We start from the raw sequence: 24,893 nt of genomic DNA, 5'->3' as shown, positions 1-24,893 counted from the left end.
GAATCCCTCCGTTTCTTCCGGGCCTATGCCCACGGCATGAGGATGATTTTCGGTGCCGCAACGACCCCATTGCGCAAGTCACGAAACGCCTCGGCGCCTTCAGACAGGGCCCGTTCTTCAACCCAATCCAAACCACCCAATCGGCCATCAAAAATGGCCTGCGCGGTTTGCCGGAAATCCTCGGCCGTATATGTATAGGTGCCGATAAAAGTGATTTCCTGCAAGGTCATGCGGCGTATATCCAGCCCACCGGCGTCTTCGCCCAACCCGACATGGGCAATTACCCCGCCCGGCTGAACCATCGTTGAGGCCATGGACCTAGTGGCAGCAAAGCCGACCGCGTCGATCACAAGGGGGAAGTCTTGCATCGTCTCTTTGACCACGTTGAACGCACCAGTGCTCTGCAAATATGCGCGCCGTCCGTCGCTGGGTTCGACGATAACCACATCATCAACATCCATCGCAGACAATGCCAGCGCTGCGGCCACACCGATGGCGCCGCCGCCAATCACCAACGCTTTGCGATCCATCGTGGGATGCAGCGCCTCTAGGCCCAGCCGGACCGCGTGCCAACTGACCGCCAGAGGCTCGGCCAGCGCAGCCATTGCAAAGCTCACATGTGCCGGTACTTCGACCAGATTGCTGGCGGGCATGGCGACATATTGGGCAAAGGCCCCTTCACGCGGTGGCATTGAAATGATCTGACGGTCGGCGCACAGGTTCTCGCGCCCCGACTTGCACGCGCTGCACTTGCTACAACTCACCAGCGGGTTGATGGTGACGCGCGCGCCATCGCGTGGGCCGCCTACAATCGTGCCTGCGGCCTCGTGCCCAAGGATCAAGGGTGCCGGGCGGCGTGCATCGTGGCCCAGATAGGCGTGCATGTCCGATCCGCAGATGCCAGCGGCCTCGATCCGGATAAGATGTTCGGCTTCCCGCGGCGCAGCATCCGGGACATCCCGAAAGGCCACTTGTTCTACACCTTCATAGACTAGAGCTTTCATTTCGCCGTAAACCCTCCGTCAACCATCAGCACCTGCCCGGTGACGTAATCCGAGGCTTTCGAGCACAAAAACAGGATCGGCCCGTCGATATCCTCAACCCGCCCGTTGCGCTGGGTACAAGTCTGAGCCGCGTTGCGAGCGGCACGTTCGGGATCATCGAACACGGCTTGGGTCAGTTCGGTCGGGAAGAACCCCGGCCCGATGGCGTTGGCGGTGATCCCGTGCGGCGACCAAGCCTCGGCCATGGCGCGCGTTAGTTGCCCGATCCCGGCCTTGGTTGCACCATAAGCAATACCCCCCGGAAAAGCCCGTGTGGTTTGCAGCGAGGCGAAATTCACAATCCGTCCCCAACCGCGTTTCTTCATGGCAGGCACCATCGCCTGGCTCAGGAAAAACGGCGCGCTGAGGTTCAGCGCGAGCGTGGCATCCCAACCTTCAGCGGTGACATCATCCGCTGCTTCACGCGTGTTTACCCCGGCCGCGTGAATAACAATGTCCGGCGATCCGAATTTCGAGCCTATCTGTTCCACCAACGCCCCTGTCACCGACCGATCGGCCACATCGGCAACCACGGTTTCGGCACGCTCACCGATTTCGCGTTTCAAATCTGACAATGCCTCGGCCCGGCGGGCCACGCCAACCACCTGAGCACCGGCAGCAGCCAGAACAACCGCCACCCGGCGACCAAGCCCCGAACTGGCCCCGGTCACGCAGGCCACCTGCCCCGTCAGATCAAAGAGAGATCGGGGGTCATCCATCTGACGTCAGGTCAAACTGTTCATCAGGAAAATACTTGGCCAGACGAACATCTGCCGCCCGGGCGTGCCCCTCCATCCCTTCCAGGCGGGAAATCCGGGCAGTTGCCACAGCAATGGGCTTTGAACCTTCGCGCGTGGCCCTCTGCCAGGTGACGATTTTCATGTACTTGTGAACACTCAGACCGCCGGTATAACTGGCGGCACCCGATGTCGGCAGCACATGGTTGGTTCCGGTCGCCTTATCGCCGTAAGAAACCGTCGTTTCCTCACCCAGAAACAACGAGCCATAGCAGGTCAGCCGATTCAGCCACCAATCCAGATCTTCGGCCTGAACGGTCAAATGCTCGGGCGCGTATTCGTCAGAACAGGCCGCCATTTCTTCACGATCCGAACAAACGATCACCTCGGCATAGTCACGCCACGCGGCCGAGGCGTTTTCTCGGTTCAGTTCCGGCAAGTCTTCAATAAGCGTTGGCACCAACTCCATCACTTTTTCGGCCAGGGCACGATCATCAGTGACCAGCCAAACCGGCGAGTTGTAGCCGTGTTCAGCCTGAGAGACCAAATCGGTCGCAACCACATGCGCATCGGATGAACTGTCGGCAAGGATCAGGCTGTCAGTAGGCCCTGCGATCATGTCGATGCCGACCTTGCCGTAAAGGATACGTTTCGCTTCGGCGACAAACTGATTGCCAGGGCCAACAAGGATATTGGCGCGCGGCAATCCGAACAGGCCATAGGTCATCGCGGCCACACCCTGCACGCCGCCCATGGCCAGAATGCTGTCAGCACCACAGATATGCGCCGCATAAACTATCGCCGGGGCCACCCCTGCACCAGGGCGTGGAGGGGAACAGGCCGTGATATGGCGGCACCCGGCAACCTTGGCCGTCGTGACCGTCATGATCGCGCTGGCGATATGGCTGTACCGGCCACCAGGCACATAGCATCCCGCCGCATCCACCGGGATCGCCTTTTGGCCAGCGACGAAACCCGGCACGATCTCCATCTGAACATCGGACACGGTTGCCTTTTGCGTTTCCGCAAAGCGGCGCACGTTATCATGGGCAAATCGGATGTCAGCCTTCAGTTTTTCCGGCACCAGCGCGATGGCGGCGTCAATCTCGTCCTGAGTCATCAGGACATTGCCGTCGAATTTGTCGAACTTGGCGGCATATTCCATGGCCTTGGCGTCGCCACCTGCCTCGATATCGGCAAGGATGGTCTTGACCGTTTCATGCACTTCGGACGCATGAGATTCAGGGGTCAGCGTCGCCTTTTTCAGATAGTCACGAGGCATAGTCAGCAAGTCCTATTGGTAGATTTCAGGTAGCAAAGTGGTCGACACCGCCGGGACATACGCAATCAGCAGTACCACGATCAGCATCGTTAATACGAAAGGCACAGCACGCGCGGCAATCTTCAGAATGGACTCGCCTGTAATGCCAGATACGACAAACAGGTTCAGGCCCAGAGGCGGGGTAATGAAACCCACACCCAACGCGGTGATCATCATGATACAGAACTGAATTTCGTTCATGCCGATATTGTCCGCCAACGGCTTGAGGATGGGGGCAAGGATGACGATATTCGGTGTCGTTTCCATGACGCAGCCAGCGGCGATCAGGATGCCGATCATCAGCAGGATCAACAGATAGGGGTCATCGGTCAACGATGTGATCGAGGCCACGAAACCCTGCGGCACACCCATGATCGCCAGCGCCTCGGCTAAGGGGGCAGAGAAAGCGATGATGGGCAGGATAACGCCGTTCACCTTGGCGGAACTGACCAGCATTGAGGGGAAATCGGCCAGCGTCAGCGTACGCAGGATAAAGCCCATGATGATAGTGACAACAACGGCGGTGGCGCCGGCCTCCGTCGGAGTCAGACGCCCCGAGAAGATACCGTAAAAGATAATGCCTGGCACGATAAAGGCGTACCAGCCGGATTTCAGCGCTTTGCCTAGATTGGCCAGCCATTCGCCCATGGTCATCATGCCGCCGCCCTCATAGGCATAGAGGCGATTCATGATGATGTTGGTGACCAGAATCGACACCAGAATGGCCAAACCGGGGATCAACGCCGCCAAGAACAGGGTCGAGGCGGAAATTCCCAACACAAGGCCGATGATGATATAGGCGATGGACGGCGGGATCAGTATACCAGTACAGGCACCGGCGGCCACCAGCGCGCAGGCATAGGGGCGCGGATAACCACTTTCGACCAGCCGGTTGATGGTCATGCGGCCCACTGCGGCAGCCCCCGCCGCGTCCGAGCCGGAAATGGCCGCGAACATGCCGCAGACCAAAACGGTGGCGGATCCGAAACCGCCCTTGGCGAAACAGGTCAGCGCCTCGGCTACATCCAGAAACTTGCGCGATAGCCCAGTGCGCACCAGCACGTCGCCGGTCAGGATAAACAGCGGCACGGCGGTCAGCGCAAAAGCGTCGATGCCGGTGAACAGGCTTTCGCCAACAAGGCTGAGCGGCAGGTCGCCCGACATAATCAGCATGACAATCGCAGCCGTACCAATTGCGGCCCATACCGGAACCGCAAGCGCGATCAGGCCCACGAACAAGATTACAGGCAGATAAAAATCCCAGCCCAGCTCAACGGTTTGATTGAGGGAATTCCAGAGCATTCTGTTTCTCCTCAGTCAAACAGCTTGTCGCCTTCGAAAACGGGCGTGCCGTCACGAAGGGATTTCAAATCACGCAGGAAGGATTGGATCAGACGCCAGATCATCAGCGCGAATCCGGTGGGCACCGCCATCAGGAACCACACCTTGGACACTCGCAGCCCGTCCGTCACCGAGCCAAACTTGGCCGAAACGTGGACCGCCTCGAACGACCAGTAAAGTGCAATGATCGCCACGACGAACATCACCAGGTCGCCGAATATATACAACAGCGCTTTGGGTCGTTGCGGCAAGTAATGCATGATTACGTCGATGCGGATATGGGCGCGTTCCCGGACCGCAGCCGCAGCCCCGATCCACGCAAGATAAATGAAGGAATAGCGAACGATTTCCTCACCCCAGATCGAGGAAAACGCGAAAATCTCTCGTCGCAGAACCTCGATGGCCATCGTAATCACCAGCATCACGTAGAACACCAGCAGCAGCCAGCGTTCGGCGTTGCGGTCTATGTTTTGAAGAACGGTCATCGTATCCCTCGACAAAAGAGCAGTCAGGCGTTGGCCTTCTGTTACGGGCCGGTTTCGGCCTGACTGCTAAGGATGATAGCGGGCACGTTGGCTGCGCCCGTCGGCTTGGTATTACGCGTCGTGGACGTAGTATTTGCCCTGCGTTCCGGCCGCTTCGACCAGCTTTTCAAAATTGTCCATTGATCCGGCCAACTCGGTCTTGAACGGATCCCATTCCGACCGCTGATAGCCACCGACATCTTTCCACTCGGCCAACTGATCATCTGTCAGCGACTGGAATTGCACACCGGCCTTGTTCAGTTCAGCCATGGCAAAGGCGCGGGCCGAGGGTACTTTGGACAGGTTCTGGTGGCTGGTCATTTCCGCCCCCCACATGATGCCTTCCTGCACATCCGCAGGCATCGAGTTGAACCATTCCAGGTTACAGGAATAAACCTGACTGTCCGGCACCGCCTGCGTGAAGGTCACGTTGCTGAGAATGTCTTTAAACCCAAAGACATAAAGCGCGCCGACCGACGGATCGAGCGCATCGGCCACGCCTTGTTTGATTGCCGAAGGTGTTTCACCCCAGGCCACCGGCGTCGGGTTCGCGCCAACCATCCGGTAGTATTGTTGCAGCATTTTTGAGCCCGGCACGCGGAACTTCACGCCGCTCATATCTGCTGGTGTGACAATGGGGTTCCCGCCCTGACGCACCGCAACGACACGCGGGTCGATCACCACATAGAACAGCGCCTTGAACCCGGCGGCCTCGACCTTGGGATGGACCTCATTCTTCCAAGTTTCGGAATGCACCAGGTTGGTGAAACGCTGGTTCGAGCCGCACAGATACGGCATGTTAATCAGGTCAACGGTGGACGCGAAAGGCGCAAAGTTCGACAGCGAATGTTGCGCGGCCTGAATGGTGCCACCTTGCACTTTCTGCACCAGCGAACCGCCTGCACCCAACTGACCACCCGGCGCCAGTTTCACATAAACTTTGCCGTTGGTGGCATTCTGGATGTTTTCCTTCAGATCCAGCTGCATGATCGGATAGCTGCGCGACGCGCCCAGCACATAGGCCGTGGCGATCGTCATCACATGATCCGCAGCGTTTTCACGCTCTTTTTCCTCTTTTGCGGTTTGCGCTGCCGCTTCGGATGACCACAACACGCCGCCTGCTCCGGCCACGAGTGCAGCAGTGAATGCACCGCTAGCGCTGAGCTTCAGGAAATTGCGGCGCTCTGCAGAGGCCAGTTCTTTTTTGTCGTTGTTCATTAATTGCCCTCCCAAGCAAAAAAAGTCAGCCGTCGCTTTCTGCGTCGCGGTCAGCTTCCCTTTTCAGAATTGCGACAACGAACAGGATCGACGCCGCGAACAGGACCAACATCTCTCCTACGTCCCCAAGAAACGCGCTGCCCGCAAATGCCCCCATGGCAACGTTCGCAAAATAGATGACGAACACGATGATGGATGCGGTCAGAAACATTTCTCAGGACTCCCTTTGGAATCGGTCCGGCCTCATTTGTAAGCGCTTACATGAAAAATGCAAGCGCTTACATAACGGCTTTCCTTGCGACCCGGTTAAGTTTAGACTTATTGGCAAAAGTGAATGGCGGATTTGAAAATGTCGAAACTTGGATCGGCGCCAACATTGGATGATGTGGCCAAACTGGCTGGCGTTTCGACCGCAACCGTATCACGTTGCCTCAACAACCCAGATCAGGTGGTCAAGGCGACGCGCCAGCGTGTTCAGTCAGCTGTAGACGCGCTGGGTTACGTGCCAAACTTTGCTGCGCGCGTGATGGCAGCCAAGCGGTCCTCGACGATTGGTGCGATTATTCCGACGATGGAGAACGCCATCTTCGCCCGTGGCCTGCAGGCGTTTCAGGAAGAATTGCACCAGCACGGATATACGCTGCTGGTCTCAAGTTCGGCCTACAAGCCGGAGATCGAGGAAGAGCAGATCCGAACGCTGGTCGCGCGTGGCGCGGACGGCTTGCTGTTGATCGGACATGATCGCAAACCGCAGATTTACGAAAACCTTGAGCGATGGAAAATTCCAACTTTGGTCGCTTGGTCATACCTGCCCGATGGGCAGCTTCCCTGTATCGGCTTTGACAACCGTGCGGCAATGGCCGAACTGGCAAACCGTGTGATCGGTTTGGGCCACAGAAGGATCGGCGTGATTTCAGGCATCAGCGCAGGCAATGATCGCGCCCGCCTGCGGATCGAAGGTGTACAGGATGCGGTCAGACAGAATGATCTGACCTTGTCAGACCTGACTATCATCGAAACCCCTTATGAGATTGAAAACGGGGCCGCGGCCTTCTCGGGCTTGATGACGAAGGATATGCCGCCCACCGCGATCCTGTGCGGCAACGATGTTTTAGCCGTGGGCGCCCTGCATCGGGCGCAGGAAATGGGATTGAATGTGCCCGGGGATGTCTCCATCACCGGATTTGACGATATCGAGCTGGCCCGGATTGTCACGCCCCGCCTGACAACCGTACACGTCCCGCACCGGGAAATGGGCCGCAGGGCCGCATCAGAGCTGATCGGAATGCTTGAAAACCAGGCAGGTGGCAGCGGTAAGCGGCTAGACACACATATCGTAGAGGGCCAATCCCTCGGGCCGCCTGCTGACAGCTAGGCGGCTTCGGCCTCCATGGTGCGGAAATCGTCTTTTAGCCAGGCATGGCTCGCACTCATGGGGTCGGTGAAATGCTGCCGTATCAGCGTAGCCATTACCTTTTGGATAAGTTTCGAGGTTGTTTCGGGATACACCTCGGTTGTGAACAGCGACACGGTGCGCACAAAGTTCCGCCCCGGAAACGGGATCGCCCTAAGACTGTCGTGGAACCTCTGAGCGCGATGGAAACAGGCGGCGGTCGTAATTGCCCAGCCGCTACCCTCGGCAACCAGCCCGATGATCGAGTGATTGCATTCCAATTCGAACCGGTTGGGCAGGTTGTATTTGCTGCGGGTCAGCTGAATCTCGATCTGTTTGCCGATCATAAGGTCGCGTGAATAGCGCAGCAGAGGCAACTCTGCATCAGGCGTAAGCAGATCTTCGGGTGTACCCTGATATCCAATGGGCAGGATCACAATAAACGGATCGCGCATCAGCGGGTATTCGATCAGCCCTTCCGTCCGTTCCGAAGGCCGCGTCGCGACGCCAGCGTCCAGTTTATGCTCTTGCAGGTTGGCGATGATCTCGTGACTAGGGCGCGTATAATGGCGGAAACTGCATCGCGGCAGGGCCTGAGCCAGAAAGCGGAATAAATCAGGCGCGATCTGATTGTCGAAATCGTCGATCAGGGCCAGCCGCAGGTCTGTTGCATGCTGCCAGTTGCCGGATCGGATTTCAGCCTCGCCCCGTTTCAGCACAGTCAGCCCATCGCGAACATATCGCGCAAAAACCTCACCCGCAGGAGTCAGACCCATTGGGCGACGCCCGTGATCGACCAGATCGACGCCCAGCGCGCCCTCAAGGCTACGCAGGTGGTTCGAGACGGTGCTGATCGACAGCCCCGTCTCGGATGCGACCTGTTGGATCGACCCTGATTTGGCCACCAGCCGGAAGACTTCCAGCCAACGAAGGCTCAGAGATTTCGACACCGCAAACACCCATTGTTTCGATTTCTTCGAAACGAACCCAAGCAAAGTTTTGCGCTGGCGGCAATGGTGAAGTCGACTGACGGGCTGGAATTACTCTCGCATCCGCTCGAATCCCGGATCGTAAGGTGACGGCGGTATGACCGTAGCGCGCACGCGATGACCGCAGGAATCCAGCTCCATTTCAGCCCCGAAATCGGCCAGTTCGGGATCGACAAACCCATGTGCCAGATTGAGCCCGGTGCGGTGCCCCCAATCGCCCGAGGTAATTGTGCCCACAACACGCTCACCTTGCATCAATGACGCGCCGGGATGCGCAGGCTGTTGTGTTGCGTGGACCTGCAGAGCAACCAGTTTTTTGCGCGCGCCCTCTGCCTGCCGTTTCAGTAATGCGTCGCGTCCGATAAATTCACCCTTGTTCAGCTTCACAAAGCGATCCAGCCCCGTCTCAAACGGATCAAATTCGGTGATCAGATCGGCCTTCCAATGTAGAAAGCTCTTCTCCATGCGCATGGATTCCACTGCCCGCGCGCCGAACAGTTTCAACCCGTACGCGCCCCCGGCCTGACGCAATGCCAGATAGGCTGCATAAAGCGAGGCGTTGGGCACATGTATTTCATAAGCTAGCTCGCCCGAGAAACTGACACCCATTACCGTCGCCGGGGCGAACCCGACAAAACATTCCCGCACGCTGAGCCATGGAAAAGCCGCGGCGGACCAATCGCCACGTGCGCAGACGGACAATACTTCGCGGGCTTTCGGGCCAGCAAGCACCAGAATGGTCTGATCGCTGGTCAAGCTGCGCAGTTGCACATCTTCACTGGCCCTAACATGCTGTCCCAGCCAATCCATGTCGTGAAATTCACTGGCGGCGGCCGAGCCATACCACAGACGGGCAGACCCCCGATCGCTGGCCGGCAGGTTGGCAACGGTCGCCTCGGCCTTGACCATGCCGTGATGGTTCAACAAATACCCCAGCCCCACCCGGCCCTCGCGCCGGGTGACGGTGCCGCAGAACATCCGATCCAGAAATGCGTGCCGATCCGCACCCGTGATTTCGATCCGGTTGAAACCATTCACCTCGGCCAGCCCGACGCCGGTTTGCACACTTGCCACCTCAGCCGCGACCAGATCAAAGGTTTCGTCAAAATCGAAACTAAGCGTCGGAGAAAAGCTGGGGGAAGGCTTGATGTACTCCACCCTTTCCCACCCGTTGACCACGGTGAATTCCGCCCCTTCTGCCGCCAACACCGGCGTTAACGGCGTCGTCTTGGCCGGTCGTCCGGCAGGGCGATGTTCATGGGGGAAGTGAAACCGGAATTCGTTCTGATAGTCTTCAATTGCTTTCAGCGCCGTGAGTTCCACATTCGCATGACCCGTGAACCGGCGCGGGTCCAGACACCAAGTGTCATAACAGGCCTCGCCATGCACGATCTGCTGGGCCAGCAACCAGCCATGGCCGCCCCCTTCACCCAACCCCGCACGCAGCCCAATGATACAGAAGGCATTGCGCTTGCCGGGGATCGGCCCGACCAAAGGCGCGCCGTCAATCGTATAAGTAATCGGCCCGTTGACAATCGTGTGGACCCCGACCTCCATCAGTGCGGGCATTCGGGCAAACGCGCCTTCGAGCACGTCAGTCACCCGATCCAGATCATCAGGGCACAAGGCGTTGACAAAGTTTGGGTCGATCCCGTCCATCCCCCAGGTCTTGCAATCCTGCTCATAAAACCCCAGCAGCAGCCCGTTCTTTTCCTGGCGGCAGTAATAGTCGCTGATCGGACAGCGCAGCAGCGGCATCCGGTGTCCTGCGTCCCGGATGGCGGGGATTTCTTCGGTCAGGAAATACTGATGCTCCATCGACGCGACCGGATGGTGAACCCCCATCATCGCGCCAACCTCGTTAACCCTGTAGCCGCAGGCATTCACCACAACATCGCAGTCGATGTCGCCATGTTCGGTATGCACGGTCCAAGTGTCGTCGCTGTGTTGTGTCAAGGCCGTAACGGGGGTGTTGCGATAGACCTCGGCCCCGGCTTTGCGCGCCCTGCGCGCCAGCGCCTGACACAGCTGGGCCGGGTCGATGTCTCCATCCATGGGATCCCACAGCCCGCCAATCAGATTCTCGGTCGAGATCAGCGGGTGGCGACGGGCGCATTCCTCGGCGTCGATCACTTCGAATTCCACATCCATCCCGCGTGCCATCGATGCGAAATGGCGATAGCCTTGCATCTGCGCCTGCGTGTTGGCCAGACGGATACCACCATCGCCATGATGATAGTTGATCGGATAATCCGGGTCCTCGGCCAGTTCCTTGTACAACCGGATCGAATGAGATTTCAGACCAACCATTGTCTGGTTCATGCCGAAATTCGTCACCTGTGCCGCCGAATGCCATGTCGTGCCCGAGGTCAGTTCGTTCCGCTCGACCAAAACCACGTCCGTCCACCCTTCTTGCGTCAGGTGGTATAGCGTTGAACATCCGGCGATCCCGCCACCGATGACAACGACCTTGGTGCGCGACTTCATAGCTCTGCTCCCTCTTGTCCCCGACAAGTCTTGCGGAAAAAAGGGCTGAGCCGACAACAGAGGCATCGACTGTATTGAAAAATCGAAACTGCGATTGAGGATTTTGAAATTCGCAAATCCCCTTTGCCGTAGACTGGATTTGCCGATTAGGGTTTCCGAAAGACGTGCGGGAAAGGAAAGGGATGTCCTCGGAAGGTGCCAAACGAAGCGGTCGGCGAGCCCGGCATGCGCAGCGCGCGGCCAAGCCTGTGATCGATCCCTGTCCGCCCGGTCAAAAGGGCGGCGCGTTCAAGCCATTGACGCAGCCCGAGATCACACAAATCTACGACACCGCTCTGCGCCTGCTGGAAACATTGGGCATGGGCGAGGTGCCGGATCGGCTGGCCACAGATCTGCGGGCGGCTGGCGCGCAGCCGGGTGAACAGGGTCGGTTGGTGTTTCCACGTGAAATGGTAGAGCGCGTAATCCAGGGCGCCGCCAAGACATTCACCTTCCACGGTCGGGACGAAACCCGATCCATTCAGGTTGGCGGCGACCGCGTGTTCTTTGGCACCGGAGGGGCCGCCGTACAGACCCTGGACATGGATACCGGTCTGTACCGGCCTTCGACATTGGCTGATCTGCATGATTTCGCGCGGTTGCAGGACACGTTGGCCAATGTCAGCTGGTTCACTCGCTGTTGTGTGGCAACCGACCTGCCGGATGTACGTGATCTGGATGTCAACACGGTCTATGCGCTGGTGCGCAACACGACCAAACCAGTGGCAACTTCATTCACGCTGGCCGAGAATGTCGCCCCGATTGTCGAGATGCTGGATATCGTGGCCGGCGGGCCGGGTGAGTTCGCAAAACGCCCCTTTCTGAAGGCCCATATCAGCCCGGTAATATCTCCGCTGCGTTACGGCGAAGATGCTGTGGACGTGGTCTATGAATGTATCGCAAACAACATACCCATGTCCTGCATCACCGCAGCGCAAGCAGGTGCAACCGCCCCTGCAACACTCGCGGGGTTTCTGGCGCAATCGCTGGCCGAGACACTGGCCAGTTTGGTCATGGTCAACGCGATCCAGCCCGGCTTTCCGATGGTGTTTTCCAACTGGCCCTTCATCGTGGACCTGCGCACCGGCTCGTTTGCCGGGGGCAGCGGTGAAACCGCCATCCTGAACGCCGCTTCGGCGCAGATCACCAACTGGCTGGGTCTGCCCTCGGGTGTGGCGGCGTCGATGGCCGACGCAAAGGCCATCGACGCGCAATACGGCGCGGAAAAGGGGATGACATCGCTGGCTGCCGCACTGGCCGGGGGCAACCTGATCTATGAAAGCTCGGGCATGACTGCCTCGCTATTGGGTGTCAGTTTCGAGGCTTTTGTGTTGGATAACGAAATGCACTCGCACACCTACCGGGCGTTGCGTGGGATCGAAGTGACTGAGGAAAACCTGGGCTTCGACGCGATCTGCCATTCGGTTCTGGGAGACGGTCATTTTCTGGGCAGTTCGCATACGTACGCGGCGATGGAGCGGGATTACTTCTACCCGGACCTGGCCGATAGGAACGAGCCGCGCACGTGGCAGGAAGAAGGCGCACCAGACGCTTGGTCGGCGGCACGCGAAAAGGCCAAAGAGGTGTTGGCCAAGCATCATCCGAAGTATCTGACCGACGCTCAGGATGCCGAAATCCGCAAACGCTTTCGCATTCTGATCTGAACGCGCCAAACCATTTTCAATCGACAATTCTGCCGCTAGGCTCACCCGCAACCGACAGAGAATGGGGACCTCATGACCAATTCGTTTTTTCAGCCGGTCTCGGCGATGGAGCTTGCCCGGTTCGCCGGCATTCCCACCTTCATGCGGCTGCCCAGCATGACACTGGATCACGACCGCATTGCCGAGGTTGAACTGGGTCTTGTTGGCATTCCTTGGGATGGCGGCACCACCAACCGCCCAGGCGCGCGGCATGGTCCGCGTCAGCTGCGGGATTTTTCGACAATGATCCGCGCGATGAACCCGGTGACCGGGGTCGCGCCATTCTCAATGGTCAATTGCGCCGATCTCGGCGACGTCGCGCCGAACCCGGTGGATATCGGGGATACGCTGGAGCGGGTGACCGCGTTCTACTCGGATTTGCAGGATCGCGGCATCACCCCCCTGACCGCTGGAGGGGATCACCTGACCACCCTGCCCGTCCTGCGCGCGATGGCCAAATCCGGCCCGCTTGGCCTGATCCAGTTCGACAGCCATACCGACCTGTTCGACACCTATTTCGGTGGTCATAAGTTCACCCACGGCACCCCGTTCCGCCGCGCGGTCGAAGAAGGACTGGTCGACCCGAAACGTTTTGTTCAGGTCGGCATTCGCGGTACCGCCTATAACACGGAAGACATCGAATGGGGCGAGGCGCAGGGCATCCGCATCATCCGCATCGAGGAACTGTTCGATCGCGGCATCGACGACGTCATGACCGAAGTGCGTAGTATTGTCGGAACGGCACCGACCTATTGCACCTATGACATCGACTTCGTCGACCCGACCTATGCGCCCGGCACCGGCACGCCCGAAATCGGCGGGCCGAACAGTTTTCAGGCGCAGCAGGTCATTCGCAAGATGGCTGGCGTCAATTTGGTCGGGGCCGATCTGGTCGAGGTCGCGCCGCCTTTCGATCCCGAGGGCGGCACAGCCTGGCTTGGTATTTCGCTGATGTTCGAACTGCTCTGCGTGCTGGCACAGGCAGTGGATGCGCGGCGGTCTTAGGCCGCGCTGACGTTCTCAGCGATCATCGAGATCATCTCGAACATCACCGCCGCTGCTGTCAGGGCGGTGATGTTGTTGGGGCTGTCCTTGGTGGGCATCATGCAGACGACGTCGCCGCCCACAATGTTCAACCCGCGCGCGGCGTGCAGAATGCCGACGGCTTCGTCTATGTCGAAGCCCTTCTCACCGGGCTCCAGATTGGACACCGCAGGCGCAACCGTCGGGTCGAGGCAATCTAGATCAAAGGTGATATAGACCGGACGATCACCCAGAACCTCTTTAGTCTGCGCCACCACATCTGCAAGCCCGCGCTGGCGGAATTCGCGCATGGTGACGATGTTATAGCCATAGTCGTATGAGGGTTGCAGCCAGTCCAGACTGCGCGGATGGCCACGAAGACCGATCTGCATGGATCGTGTCGGGTCGACCTGCCCCTGATCGGCCAGATAAGCCCCCCAATGCGCCGCAGATTTCTTGGCACCCAGAAAGTGATCGACCTTGGTGAACACATCCGTGTGGGCGTCCAGATGCAGAAAGCTAATCGGCTCACCGCCCGCCAGCTTGCCCCGGCCCAACGCTTGCACGATTCCGCCCGTTATGGAGTGATCGCCACCCACCGAAACAGGCCGCGCACCAGCTGCATCGATATCTTTGTAAAACTGCGTGATGCGCTCGATGCAGTCCTCGTTGTCATTGGCCCTGGGGAACGGCACGTCGCCCACATCGGCAATCCGCGCAGTGTTCCAGGGATCGATCCCAAACAGCGAATGAACACGGCGCTGCACGGCCGAGACATGGCGCAAGGCGCGCGGACCGAGATGCTGATCCCGCTCGGTCGTGCCATTGCCGGTGGAATGGGGCACGCCAGCCAGCGCGATATCCTGCCCTTCAGGCCCGACATTCGGGCAGCGGAACAGGGTGGGCACCCCCCACCAGTAAAGGTTTTCCATCATGGATTGTTCATAACGGTCTGTCATTGTTGTCCCCGGTAAAAGAAAAACGCCCCCGGCGGAAACCGGGGGCGAGTATGTTCAGAGTTTCTCGTCTTCTCGCCGGAAGGCCCCTTGCACGATCCGGTCCATGACCATGGCCAGGAACAGGATTGCAAAGCCGCCCAGCAGGCCCGGACCCTTGGCGGCGTATTGCAGCGCCTCAAGGATTTCCTTGCCCAAACCACCACCGCCGATCAGCGAGATGATCACCACCATCGACAGACACATCAGGATGGTCTGGTTCACCCCGGTCATGATGGACGGCAAGGCCAGCGGGATTTCCACATCTTTCAGCAACTGCCATTTGGACGCGCCAAAGGCGACGGCCGCTTCCTTGATGCTTTCCGGAACCCCGCGCATACCCAGCGCAGTCAGACGGATCACCGGTGGCATGCCAAAGATGATCGTGGCCAGAATGCCCGGCGGGTTACCCGTGCCAAAGAAGGCAATGATCGGGATCAGATAGACGAAGGCCGGAAGCGTCTGCATCAAGTCCAGCACAGGTTCCGCTGCGCGATAGGCGCGTTTGGACTTGCCAAACCAGATGCCCAGCGGGATGCCGAACACAACACACAGCAGAACCGCAGCCCCAACCAGGGCCACTGTCTCCATCGCCACATCCCAGTAGCCCAGCAAGGCGATATAGGCCAGCGAAGACGCGGTGAAGATCGCCACGCGCGGACCCGCCGCACGCCATGCGGTCACGCAGATGACCAGCATCACAACCGGCCACGGCGACCCGATCAACGCCACCGTCAACGCATCCAGAACCGAACGGACACCGGCGACAATCCCGTCAAAGACGTCTCCCCCAGCAGCGGCAGCAGCGTCAATCCTCGCCTCCATCCAACTGGCCAGGTTAGAAAACAGCGTTCCCTCGCCCGGGCCCAAAATGATCTCGGACACCTGTTCCTCGGGGAAGGCATCCAACAGGGGCAACGAAGCGTTCACCGTGAACTTATAGACGATCAATGGCGCAATCGCGGCCACCAGAATGGCACCCATCACTGTGTTGCGCGTGGAACGGCCGCTTTCCGTACTGGCCGGATCCGTCCGCCATTTCGAATACTGCTTTTCATAGACCCGATCCGCGTAAAACCCCTGCACCAGTTTGAACACCAGCAGCATCAGCAGGCCAGTGACCATAATACCCACAGCCTCGGACTGTGCAGCAGCAGCCTTTTCAAAGCTGGAATCGGCGGCCTTTTGGATGTTTTCAGCCAGTTTGGTGAATCGGTCTATGTCGGCCTTTTCCGTGGCTTCCCCAGCCCGTTCCAGCAACTCGTTCGCGCGGGCCTGCTGGCGCTCGGCACGCTCGGCCAGGTCGGCCCCGGGGTTACCCCAGGCACCTCTACCGATCTGAACCCACGCGATGATTTCCAGGATCAGGAAGGTCCAGAACATGCCCCAGATTGCGCGCGACGCCGACCAGAAAGGCCCAAGCACCGCTGCCCACAGGTTGAACGTGTTCGGAACCGGGCTGGTTGCGTCATGGATTTTGTGGAACGCGTTGATATAGTAATCACCGCTCGGCCCGACGAAATCGTGAATGGACTGGTCCAGCGCCTCGCGGTCGACCTCGATATCTGAGGCCGCCGTTACTTTGACCTCTGTGGTTGCATCAGTCATTTTTGCCCCCCTGAATTCCGCGCAGCAGGCGCGGTTTGGTCACAACGCCCACATCGGCACCCGCGTCAGTGATGATCACTGGCATATCCGTATTGACGGCCAGGTCGATCAACTGATCCAGATCCGCCCCTTCGTCTGCACGTGGCGCGCCCTCGGTCGGGCCGGAATAGCTTTCCATGGGTTCCATGATCGAATGCGCCTTGACCAGTTTGAGCTTGGAGATGCCCTGTACAAACTCGCGCACATAGTCGTCCGCCGGGTTCATGACGATGTCTTCCGGCGTGCCGATCTGAACGATCACGCCGTCTTTCATGATCGCAATCCGGTGACCGATGCGAATGGCCTCATCCAGATCGTGAGTGATAAACAATGTCGTCTTCTGCAACTGCGCCACCAACGCCTTGAACTGATCCTGCAATTGCAAGCGGATCAGCGGGTCAAGGGCCGAAAACGGTTCGTCCATCAGCAGAATTTCCGGGTCCGAAGCCAACGCGCGGGCAATCCCCACCCGCTGCTGCATACCGCCCGACAGTTCTTTGGGCAGGCGATCCTCATATCCAGTCAGGTCCACCAGACCCAGCGCGTGATCGGAAACCGCCCAGCGTTTCGATTTGGAAACCTTTCGAATTTCCAGCGGATAGGCCACGTTATCGCGCACCGAACGGTGCGGCATCAGCGCCATATGTTGGAACACCATCCCGATCTGCTGTGCCCGAATGCGCCGCAGTTCATTTTCGGAAATCTTGGACACGTCGTGCCCCAGAATTTCGATCTTGCCTGCGGTCGGCTCGATCAGGCGGTTCACGTGCCGCACCAGCGTCGACTTGCCCGAGCCCGATAGGCCCATGATGCAGAAAATCTCTCCCCGAGGCACTTCGAAGGTGGCACCCTGCACACCCACGACACAATTAAATCTTTCCAGAACTTCGGGCTTTCCTATGCCCTCGTTCCGCACTGCGGTCATGGCTTCTTCGGCCCGTGCGCCAAAGATCTTCCAGACATCCGTCAGTTTTACGACTGTTTCTGTCATTTTTGTCCCTTCGATGCAGAACAGGCCGCCGGTCAACTCCGGCGGCCTGTTCGAGTTTCAGCCCTGATTGGCGTCACTCACTGTGACATCCAGTCCAAAACGGCATCTTCGTTGGCTGCCACCCACTCTTCCGCATAGGCAGCAGGCTCTTTGCCTTCGATCACCAGCGCATAGGTCATGGCGGAAACCGAATCGGTATCCAGCTTCATGTTGGCCAGCAATTGGGCAACTTCGGGATATTCATCCTCAAGCGCCTTTGCATAGTGCAGGTGCAGATAGGCCAGATCCCAGGCTACACCGGCCTCGGACTTTTCAAGCCAATCCGGATCGTCGGTGGGCTGAAGCACATTCCACTTGGACGCGTCATAGGCCGGCTCTTCCAGAATCTGCATATCGTGCAGGGCAAACACGTAGTGCGGCGTGTAGCAGAACCCGACCCATGGGTCGCCTGCCTTGATCGCATTGTCGAGGTTCGCATAGGCGACGGTCTCGTCAATCTCGGTCAGCTCCATAACCTGATCGTAGCCGTAGGACTTGGCCCGGATTTTTTCGACATTGGTCGAGGCCCAACCCGGCGCACCGATCCATACTTCACCCTGGCCGTCACCATTGCTGTCGAACAGCGCGGCAATGTCGGGGTTGGTCAGATCGTCGATCGAACGGATGTCGTTGGCATCCGCTGTCGCCTTGTCGACACACATGCCCTGGAACGCTTCAACACCATTGGGGTTGAACGCAACGGTGCCTTTGTCGGTCACATAGGTGTCGTGCAGGTTCTGCTGGTTCGGCATCCAAACTTCGGGGTGAACATGCATCGCGCCCGAATCCATCGCCTCAAAAACGATTGGGTTGGTACCGTTCTGCAGTTCGACCTCAAGCCCGAGGTTCTGTTCAATCGCTACCTTCAGGATATGCGCTGTCGCATTCACCGATGGCCAGTTCGGCACACCGATCACGATGTCCGCCGCCATAGCAGGCCCGGCGATCGCCATTGATGCGCCTCCCAGTAGCGTTGCAAATTTTTTCATCTGATATCTCCATGTTGGTCGTCTTTAGTGCTTATTGTTGTCCCCGGTCTGACCGAGACGCACCTTTCGAACAAATGCCGGAAAGCCGAATTACCTGTCTTCTTAGGTAAACAACTTGCTACTCCGGGATTGCCCGAAAATTCAAACATGCCAGCACGCCGCCCATCAAGAGCTTCGCGCGACAAATTCCTTAATACGACATTATCGTAGGTTAGTTTCGCTTTTTTGCAAATCGAATGGCTGTGACGTCTGAATTCTTTGCATGAAGGCTTCTGGCATAACTTTGTCCATTTTGTTTAGAAAGATAACAACCGTGATGATAACCATGAAACGGTTGCGGGTTGGACCTACCCCAACCGGAAGATCAATTGTCATGGCCGCCAGAATAGCCAACCCTTCAGGGTCGCTCAGCAATACTGCTTGGTCCTGGCAGTGCATCAACGGGCACTTTCAAATCTTTTCGAATAGAGCTGTCGCCTCTTTGTGGGTGGTCGATGGATGTCACCGGCGCATATTTTAGAGCAAACGGTTATTCTTCAGGAGCATACATGAACGCCAAGTATTTCGCGCCGCACGGGGGCCATCCCGCGCAGGACCAACTGTTGACTGACCGCGCTGTTTTTACGGACGCTTATGCCGTCATTCCCAAAGGCACAATGCGGGACATCGTGACCAGCTTTTTGCCGTTTTGGGACGACACGCGCTTGTGGGTAATCTCGCGCCCGCTGAGCGGCTTTGCCGAAACATTCTCGCAATACATAATGGAGGTGCAGCCGGGCGGGGGTTCTGACCGGCCTGAGGTCGACCCCGAGGCCGAAGGCGTTTTGTTCGTTGTCGAAGGAACAGCGACGTTGAACGTCGAAGGCGAAACCTACGAATTGACCCCTGGTGGCTATGCCTATTTGCCTTGTGCAAGTGAATGGACGCTGCACAACCACGCTGAAGAAACGCTGCGGTTCCACTGGATCAGAAAAGCCTATGAGGCGGTCGAAGGGCTGGATAAGCCCGATGTTCTGATCCTCAACGAAAACGATATTGAGCCGACAACCATGCCCGGCACAGACGGCAAATGGGCCACAACACGGTTTGTCGACCCAAGTGACCTGCGTCACGACATGCATGTCACGATTGTCACGTTTGAGCCGGGTGCAGTCATCCCATTCCTCGAGACGCATGTAATGGAGCACGGGCTCTATGTCCTCGAAGGAAAAGCTGTTTACCGGTTGAACAATGACTGGGTCGAGGTTGAGGCCGGCGATTACATGTGGTTGCGCGCGTTTTGCCCCCAGGCCTGTTACGCAGGTGGTCCGGGCAAGTTCCGGTATCTTCTTTACAAGGATGTAAATCGACACATGGCACTGAGACCGGGATCGGTTGCCTACCCTCAGCAAAAGCGCCTCAGTACGGCGGCTAAATAGCAACTATATAGCCAGGAACATACGATGGGCCGCCTCGATTTCGGGGCGGCTTGGTCGTTCAGCCTCTGGTTCCTCAAATCTGATCCTGACAGTAGGATTTAGGAACAAACAAAAGCGGCGTACCTCGGCACGCCGCTTTTTTTACTGTGTCATGTGGAATGCCAATTCAGGCATCATTAGACGTGATCGTCATGTCCAATCGACCCCTGACCGTGACCCGCCATACCACCTGAAACCTCTTCGGTTGCCTCGTCCGAAAGTTCCTCGGGCAGAACCAGGTTCAAAACAATCGCGATGACAGCGGCGGGAAGGATGCCCGAGGTGGCCAGAACCTTTAATGTGCCGGGCAGATACTGCAAAGCACCGGGCTCAAGCTGCAATCCAAGGCCAAGGCTCAGCGCAATCGCAAAGATCACCATGTTGCGACGGTTCCAGTTCACGTCCGACAACATCGAGACACCCGCCGCGACCACCATGCCGAACATAACGATTACGCCACCGCCAAGCACTTCGATCGGGATGGATGAGATAATCGCACCAATTTTCGGGATCAGGCCACAAATGATCAAGAAAAGCGCACCGATGGTGACAACCATGCGGCTCATGACACCGGTCATGGCGATCAGACCGACGTTCTGGCTGAACGACGTATTTGGCAACGCGCCAAAAAGGCCCGAGATTGCGGTGCCGACACCATCGGCATAGGTCGCGCCCTGAATTTCCTTGTCGGTCGCTTCTCGTCCAGCGCCGCCCTTGGTGATACCGGACACGTCGCCCACCGTTTCGACCGCTGATACAAAGGACATCGCGCAGAAGCCAATGATCGCCGCGACCGAAAATTCAATGCCGAAATGCAGCGGGTTCGGCAGTGCGAAGGAAGCGGCGTTGCCAACATTGCCCAGATTCACCTGACCAAGTGCAAATGCCACCGCGTACCCGACCAACAGGCCGATCAGCACCGCCGACACAGACAACATACCCCGCGCAAAGAATTTCAGACCAAGCGTGACCACGATCACGGTGCTTGCCATGAACCAGTTAAGGCCCGAGCCGTATTCTTCGGTACCGATGGCGGGCACACCGCCAGCGGCGTATTGAACGCCGACCTTCACAAGCGCCAAACCAATCATGGTCACCACTAGACCTGTCACCAGTGGCGGCAGCGCAAATCGAAGACGTCCGATAAACAGCCCTAAGAACGCATGGAACAGCCCACCAACAACAACGCCGCCCATCAGGACAGCAATGGCATCAACGCCCTTTCCAACCACCAGCGGGATCATGATCGGGATAAAGGCGAACGATGTCCCCTGCACGATGGGCAAACGGGCACCGACAGGACCCACACCAATGGACTGGAACAACGTGGCGACGCCCGCAAAGAACATCGACATCTGGATCATATAGATCATCTGCGGAAAATCAGGACTGTTCGAGCCGAACCCAAATCCGGCCGCGCCGCAAACGATAATGGCTGGCGTAACGTTCGAGACGAACATCGCCAGCACATGCTGAATGCCCAGTGGGACCGCTTTGATAAGTGGTGGTGAGTAATTCGGATCGCGGAGCTGCTCCGGCGTTCCGATGGTTGCATCTGACATTTTGTCTTTCCTCCCTTGAGAGACGTTAACCGGCTCCTCTTCCGGCTAGGTTTCTCATTCTGTGATTGTGAAGGGCTCCTCGAACCAATGCTCCTGAAGGTTGGGCCCGGTTCCAATTCGGTCGACCACTGCAAAAAGCCCGGGCGCGTGGAGCGGGGTCAGAACCCCATGCCACGTGTTGCGGTGATAATTCACGCCCTGCCCCGGTGCTGTTTTGAATGCGATAGGCTGTCCGGGGACTCCATCTTCGTCGGGCGCCACGACCACAACAAAGGGTTTGTCCGACAAGGGCAGGAAGGCCTGACTTCCATCCGGGTGACGTTCGACCATGTCCAGTTTGATCGGCAGGCTGAACGCCTCGGACTGAAACACGCTGATCCCGGCGCGCCCGTCACGGAAATCCAGCGCGGCGCGGTCATGATACCGCGCGCACTTGCCCTGATTGATGTATTTGTCCACATCACCAGCCACTTCGATGACATCGCCGAATGGCGCAAAGGCCTCGGACGTCAGGGGCAGAAGATTCAGGACAGTCGTCATCCCGCGAACTTCTCGATCAGGCGCAGTTCCGCGATCCGTTCGACCTGGCGGCAGGCTTCGGCAAATTCGGTGTCGCGGTCGCTGTCGATACGGCGGTTGAAGGCGTCTAGAATGCTGGCTTTCGTGTTGTCCTTGACCGCGATGATGAAGGGAAAGCCGAACTTGGTTGTGTATGCCTCGTTCAGCGCTGTGAAATTCGCGCGTTCTTCGTCCGTCAGCATATCCAGACCGGCCCCGGCCTGTTCAGCCGTGCTTTCCTTGGTCAGACGACCTGCTGCGGCAAGCTTGCCCGCCAGATCCGGGTGGGCAGTCAGAACACCCAGACGTTTTTCGGCAGAGGCCGTGCGGAACACCCGCGCCAGCACGTTGTGAACTCCGGCAGCATTGTCATGGGTCGGCCCAAGCTCCAGATCATACGCGCCTTCGGCAATCCATGGGCTGTGTTCGAATATGTCGCCGAATTCGGCAACAAAGGTGGGCTGGTCCATTTCGGAAGGGGTCAAGCGTTGCATCGGGGGGTGCTCCTTTGCCCAGTGATCGGCAATCTGTTCGCGCGTCGCGAACCAGACACCGTCATGTTTCATGAAATGCTCCAACGCGCGTTTCAGCGCCATGGCGCGGCCCGGCCGGCCAATCAACCGACAATGCAGACCAATTGAGAGCATCTTGGGCGCACCGGCTTCGCCTTCGGCATACAGCATGTCGAAGCTGTCTTTCAGATAACTTTCGAACTGGTCGCCAGTGGTGAACCCCGCCTGAATCGCAAAGCGCATGTCGTTGCAGTCCAGCGTATAGGGCATGATCAACTGATCTTTGCCACCGGCCTTTGTCCAATAGGGCAAATCGTCGGCATAGCTGTCTGCGATATAGGCAAAGTCGCCTTCCTCGGCGGCCAGATCGACTGTATTCATCGAGCAACGGCCCGTGTACCAACCGCGCGGCGGCTGGCCCGTGACCTCGGTATGCAGACGGACCGCTTCGCGGATTTGCGCGCGTTCTTCGTCTGGGCTCATGTCTTTGTGTTCGATCCACTTCAAGCCATGGCTGGCGATTTCCCACCCTGCGTGCTGCATTGCCGCAACTTGTGCCGGTGCGCGGGCCAACGCAGTGGCCACGCCATAAACAGTGATGGGGAGGTCTTGGAGAAGCTGGTGAACGCGCCAGAATCCGGCACGGCTGCCGTATTCATAGATCGTCTCCATGTTCCAGTGTCTTTGGCCGGGCCAAGGGGCGGCACCGGTGACCTCGGACAAAAATGCCTCGGACGCGGCATCACCATGTAAGATGTTGTTTTCACCGCCCTCTTCGTAGTTCAGCACAATCTGAACCGCGATTTTGGCATCATTGGGCCAATTGGCTGTGGGCACTTGCCCACCATAGCCGGTCATATCTCGTGGATAACGCGTCACATCAATTTCCTTCTTCTTGAAATGATGAATACCCCAGATAATCGACGATGTTTTTCAAAAAATACAACAAAGAGTTTCGGCCAGTCAGCCTTTGCCTCTAGGGGAGTATTCGGATTAGTAATTTCCAAGTTTTAGAGAGAGGCGCAAATGTCAGGTTACCTAACTACACATGTTCTGGACACGGCGCGGGGGTGCCCTGCCGAGGGTCTGAAAATCGAACTTTTTCGAATTGAGGGGACTGGCCGTACATTGCTGAAAACCCTGGTCACCAATGACGACGGCCGCACGGATGAACAAATCCTGCCCGAAGCCGAGTTTTCATTGGGCGAGTACGAATTGATTTTCTACGCCGGGGAATACCTGGACGCATCTGGCACTCCGCCCGAGGATCCACGTTTTCTGAACATAATCCCAATCCGCTTCGGGATGTCCGAACAGTCGCATTACCATGTGCCGCTGCTTCTTTCGCCCTTCGGGTACTCAACCTATCGCGGCAGTTGAGCCGACTTTTAGGGCGTGTTTGTCTCAGCAATCGTTGAACCAATACGCTCGATTATGAACTCCATGAACAGGCGTGTCTTGGGGTCCTGCATACGACGGTGGGTAAACAAACACGCCATTTGAATCGGTTCCGGTGGTGTTTTAACCGCGACCGGAACCAAGGTGCCGGCGTTGAGGTACTTTGAAATCTCAAATACCGGCTTCAACGCGATGCCGTGCCCGGCCAGGGCCCAATCCGTCAACACGTCGCCATCGTCTGACTCGTACCGCCCTGAAACACGGAATCGCTTTGGTCCGGTTTCGGTTCTCAAAAGCCACTGGAATTCAGTTGCACCGGGAAACCGCAGGCTGAGGCATTCATGCCCGTTGGCGACAATATCGTCGCCACTTTCTGGCATCCCATGTTTCTTGATGTATTTCGGGGAAGCACACAGAACCCGTTCCACGTCAGCAATCTTTCGAATGCGCAAATTGCTGTCTTCGGGCTGACCAAGGAAGAAAGCCAAATCCAGGCCTTCGGTCGTGATATCCACATTTCGATCAGTCAGCCTTAGCCGAACATTCACCTCAGGGTATTCTGCCAGAAATTTTGGCACCTGCGGAGCTATCAGACGCCGACCAACCCCCAAGGGGGCGGCGATATACAGCGATCCCTTGAGGTTCTCTGTGATATTGACGATTTGCGCTTCGGCGTTCTGGACGGCTTCAAGAATTTCCGTCGCCCCCCGATAAAACGATTTTCCCTGTTCTGTCGGCGTCAGGCTGCGCGTTGTACGTTGAAACAGACGTACACCAAGATGTTCTTCAAGCTGGGAAATCCTAGCCGAGGTTACAGCCGGTGAAACCCGCAAATCGCGGCCCGCGGCAGACATGCTGCCCAATTCATAGACACGGACAAAAGTGCGGATGTTATCGAAGTAGGACATTTTTTTGCATTTTTTGATA

General features: G+C 57.8%; 23 protein-coding genes. 5 read left to right on the top strand and 18 right to left on the bottom strand.

The window, feature by feature from the left end:
• Window positions 1–23 precede the first annotated feature (23 nt).
• The 7 genes from ACR0LY_RS15955 to ACR0LY_RS15925 form a co-directional block, all read right to left on the bottom strand.
• Window positions 24–1,004, bottom strand: coding sequence for an alcohol dehydrogenase catalytic domain-containing protein (locus tag ACR0LY_RS15955; protein ID WP_170350912.1), 981 nt, complete (start codon window positions 1,002–1,004; stop codon window positions 24–26).
• Window positions 1,001–1,762: an SDR family NAD(P)-dependent oxidoreductase gene (locus ACR0LY_RS15950; protein WP_170350911.1), complete on the bottom strand. Its 762-nt coding sequence runs from the start codon at window positions 1,760–1,762 to the stop codon at window positions 1,001–1,003. The genes ACR0LY_RS15955 and ACR0LY_RS15950 overlap by 4 nt, the downstream gene beginning before the upstream one ends.
• The gene (gene hisD, locus ACR0LY_RS15945; RefSeq protein WP_170350910.1) at window positions 1,755–3,062 is read right to left on the bottom strand and encodes a histidinol dehydrogenase; all 1,308 of its coding nucleotides are present in this window, start codon (window positions 3,060–3,062) and stop codon (window positions 1,755–1,757) included. The genes ACR0LY_RS15950 and hisD overlap by 8 nt, the downstream gene beginning before the upstream one ends.
• A gap of 12 nt (window positions 3,063–3,074) precedes the next feature.
• Window positions 3,075–4,403, bottom strand: coding sequence for a TRAP transporter large permease (locus tag ACR0LY_RS15940; RefSeq protein ID WP_170350909.1), 1,329 nt, complete (start codon window positions 4,401–4,403; stop codon window positions 3,075–3,077).
• Window positions 4,404–4,414: 11 nt separating this feature from the next.
• A complete protein-coding gene (locus ACR0LY_RS15935) occupies window positions 4,415–4,927 on the bottom strand; it encodes a TRAP transporter small permease (RefSeq protein ID WP_170350908.1) in 513 nt (170 codons plus the stop codon).
• Window positions 4,928–5,038: 111 nt separating this feature from the next.
• Window positions 5,039–6,184 (bottom strand): TRAP transporter substrate-binding protein, encoded by a 1,146-nt coding sequence (locus ACR0LY_RS15930; protein ID WP_170350907.1) that lies wholly within the window; start codon window positions 6,182–6,184, stop codon window positions 5,039–5,041.
• A 25-nt stretch (window positions 6,185–6,209) separates the two neighbouring features.
• Window positions 6,210–6,395 carry a hypothetical protein gene (locus ACR0LY_RS15925; protein WP_170350906.1) on the bottom strand — a complete coding sequence of 62 codons (186 nt, stop codon included), beginning with the start codon at window positions 6,393–6,395 and terminating at the stop codon, window positions 6,210–6,212.
• 138 nt (window positions 6,396–6,533) lie between these two features.
• Here ACR0LY_RS15925 and ACR0LY_RS15920 point away from each other — a divergent pair, with 138 nt between their 5' ends.
• The gene (locus tag ACR0LY_RS15920) at window positions 6,534–7,559 is read left to right on the top strand and encodes a LacI family DNA-binding transcriptional regulator (RefSeq protein WP_170350905.1); all 1,026 of its coding nucleotides are present in this window, start codon (window positions 6,534–6,536) and stop codon (window positions 7,557–7,559) included.
• On the opposite strand, the gene ACR0LY_RS15915 is transcribed toward ACR0LY_RS15920, so the two are convergent.
• Both ACR0LY_RS15915 and ACR0LY_RS15910 read right to left on the bottom strand, forming a co-directional pair.
• Entirely contained in the window at window positions 7,556–8,527 is a 972-nt protein-coding gene (locus ACR0LY_RS15915) for a LysR family transcriptional regulator (protein WP_170350904.1), read from the bottom strand. The two genes, ACR0LY_RS15920 and ACR0LY_RS15915, sit on opposite strands and share 4 nt — an antisense overlap.
• A gap of 90 nt (window positions 8,528–8,617) precedes the next feature.
• Entirely contained in the window at window positions 8,618–11,053 is a 2,436-nt protein-coding gene (locus ACR0LY_RS15910) for a GcvT family protein (protein ID WP_170350903.1), read from the bottom strand.
• A 182-nt stretch (window positions 11,054–11,235) separates the two neighbouring features.
• Between ACR0LY_RS15910 and ACR0LY_RS15905 the strand changes: the two genes are divergently transcribed.
• Both ACR0LY_RS15905 and ACR0LY_RS15900 read left to right on the top strand, forming a co-directional pair.
• Window positions 11,236–12,756: a trimethylamine methyltransferase family protein gene (locus ACR0LY_RS15905; RefSeq protein ID WP_170350902.1), complete on the top strand. Its 1,521-nt coding sequence runs from the start codon at window positions 11,236–11,238 to the stop codon at window positions 12,754–12,756.
• 72 nt (window positions 12,757–12,828) lie between these two features.
• Window positions 12,829–13,800, top strand: a complete 972-nt coding sequence (locus ACR0LY_RS15900; protein WP_170350901.1) for an agmatinase — start codon at window positions 12,829–12,831, stop codon at window positions 13,798–13,800.
• Here the strand turns inward: ACR0LY_RS15900 and ACR0LY_RS15895 are convergent.
• The 5 genes from ACR0LY_RS15895 to ACR0LY_RS15875 all read right to left on the bottom strand — a co-directional run bounded on the left by ACR0LY_RS15895 (window position 13,797) and on the right by ACR0LY_RS15875 (window position 18,917).
• Complete coding sequence (locus ACR0LY_RS15895; protein WP_170350900.1) at window positions 13,797–14,777, bottom strand: arginase family protein; 981 nt, start codon at window positions 14,775–14,777, stop codon at window positions 13,797–13,799. The genes ACR0LY_RS15900 and ACR0LY_RS15895 overlap by 4 nt on opposite strands.
• Before the next feature lie 54 nt (window positions 14,778–14,831).
• Window positions 14,832–16,421: an ABC transporter permease gene (locus tag ACR0LY_RS15890; RefSeq protein ID WP_170350899.1), complete on the bottom strand. Its 1,590-nt coding sequence runs from the start codon at window positions 16,419–16,421 to the stop codon at window positions 14,832–14,834.
• Window positions 16,414–17,451: a quaternary amine ABC transporter ATP-binding protein gene (locus ACR0LY_RS15885; protein WP_170350898.1), complete on the bottom strand. Its 1,038-nt coding sequence runs from the start codon at window positions 17,449–17,451 to the stop codon at window positions 16,414–16,416. The genes ACR0LY_RS15890 and ACR0LY_RS15885 overlap by 8 nt, the downstream gene beginning before the upstream one ends.
• 77 nt (window positions 17,452–17,528) lie before the next feature.
• A complete protein-coding gene (locus ACR0LY_RS15880) occupies window positions 17,529–18,479 on the bottom strand; it encodes an ABC transporter substrate-binding protein (RefSeq protein WP_170350897.1) in 951 nt (316 codons plus the stop codon).
• Between the two features lie 201 nt (window positions 18,480–18,680).
• Window positions 18,681–18,917 (bottom strand): hypothetical protein, encoded by a 237-nt coding sequence (locus ACR0LY_RS15875; RefSeq protein ID WP_170350896.1) that lies wholly within the window; start codon window positions 18,915–18,917, stop codon window positions 18,681–18,683.
• A 110-nt stretch (window positions 18,918–19,027) separates the two neighbouring features.
• On the opposite strand from ACR0LY_RS15875, the gene ACR0LY_RS15870 reads away from it, so the two are divergent.
• Window positions 19,028–19,897 carry a bifunctional allantoicase/(S)-ureidoglycine aminohydrolase gene (locus ACR0LY_RS15870; RefSeq protein WP_170350895.1) on the top strand — a complete coding sequence of 290 codons (870 nt, stop codon included), beginning with the start codon at window positions 19,028–19,030 and terminating at the stop codon, window positions 19,895–19,897.
• Between the two features lie 176 nt (window positions 19,898–20,073).
• Here ACR0LY_RS15870 and ACR0LY_RS15865 read toward each other — a convergent pair whose 3' ends face one another.
• Genes ACR0LY_RS15865 through puuE form a run of 3 tightly spaced genes read right to left on the bottom strand, consistent with a single transcriptional unit; the run spans window position 20,074 to window position 23,447 of the window.
• Window positions 20,074–21,498, bottom strand: coding sequence for a uracil-xanthine permease family protein (locus ACR0LY_RS15865; protein ID WP_170350894.1), 1,425 nt, complete (start codon window positions 21,496–21,498; stop codon window positions 20,074–20,076).
• Between the two features lie 54 nt (window positions 21,499–21,552).
• Window positions 21,553–22,038, bottom strand: coding sequence for an ureidoglycolate lyase (locus ACR0LY_RS15860; RefSeq protein WP_170350893.1), 486 nt, complete (start codon window positions 22,036–22,038; stop codon window positions 21,553–21,555).
• Window positions 22,035–23,447 (bottom strand): allantoinase PuuE, encoded by a 1,413-nt coding sequence (puuE, locus tag ACR0LY_RS15855; protein WP_170350892.1) that lies wholly within the window; start codon window positions 23,445–23,447, stop codon window positions 22,035–22,037. Before puuE ends, ACR0LY_RS15860 begins: the two co-directional genes overlap by 4 nt.
• Window positions 23,448–23,594: 147 nt before the next feature.
• Here puuE and uraH point away from each other — a divergent pair, with 147 nt between their 5' ends.
• The gene (gene uraH, locus ACR0LY_RS15850; RefSeq protein WP_170350891.1) at window positions 23,595–23,948 is read left to right on the top strand and encodes a hydroxyisourate hydrolase; all 354 of its coding nucleotides are present in this window, start codon (window positions 23,595–23,597) and stop codon (window positions 23,946–23,948) included.
• A gap of 8 nt (window positions 23,949–23,956) precedes the next feature.
• Here uraH and ACR0LY_RS15845 read toward each other — a convergent pair whose 3' ends face one another.
• Window positions 23,957–24,874: a LysR family transcriptional regulator gene (locus tag ACR0LY_RS15845; protein ID WP_170350890.1), complete on the bottom strand. Its 918-nt coding sequence runs from the start codon at window positions 24,872–24,874 to the stop codon at window positions 23,957–23,959.
• Between the last annotated feature and the right edge of the window lie 19 nt (window positions 24,875–24,893).

The sequence above is a fragment of the Ruegeria sp. BC5 genome (genome assembly GCF_056539205.1).
Note: the sequence above shows the minus strand (reverse complement) of the source record. Positions and strands in the feature narration are given on the sequence as shown.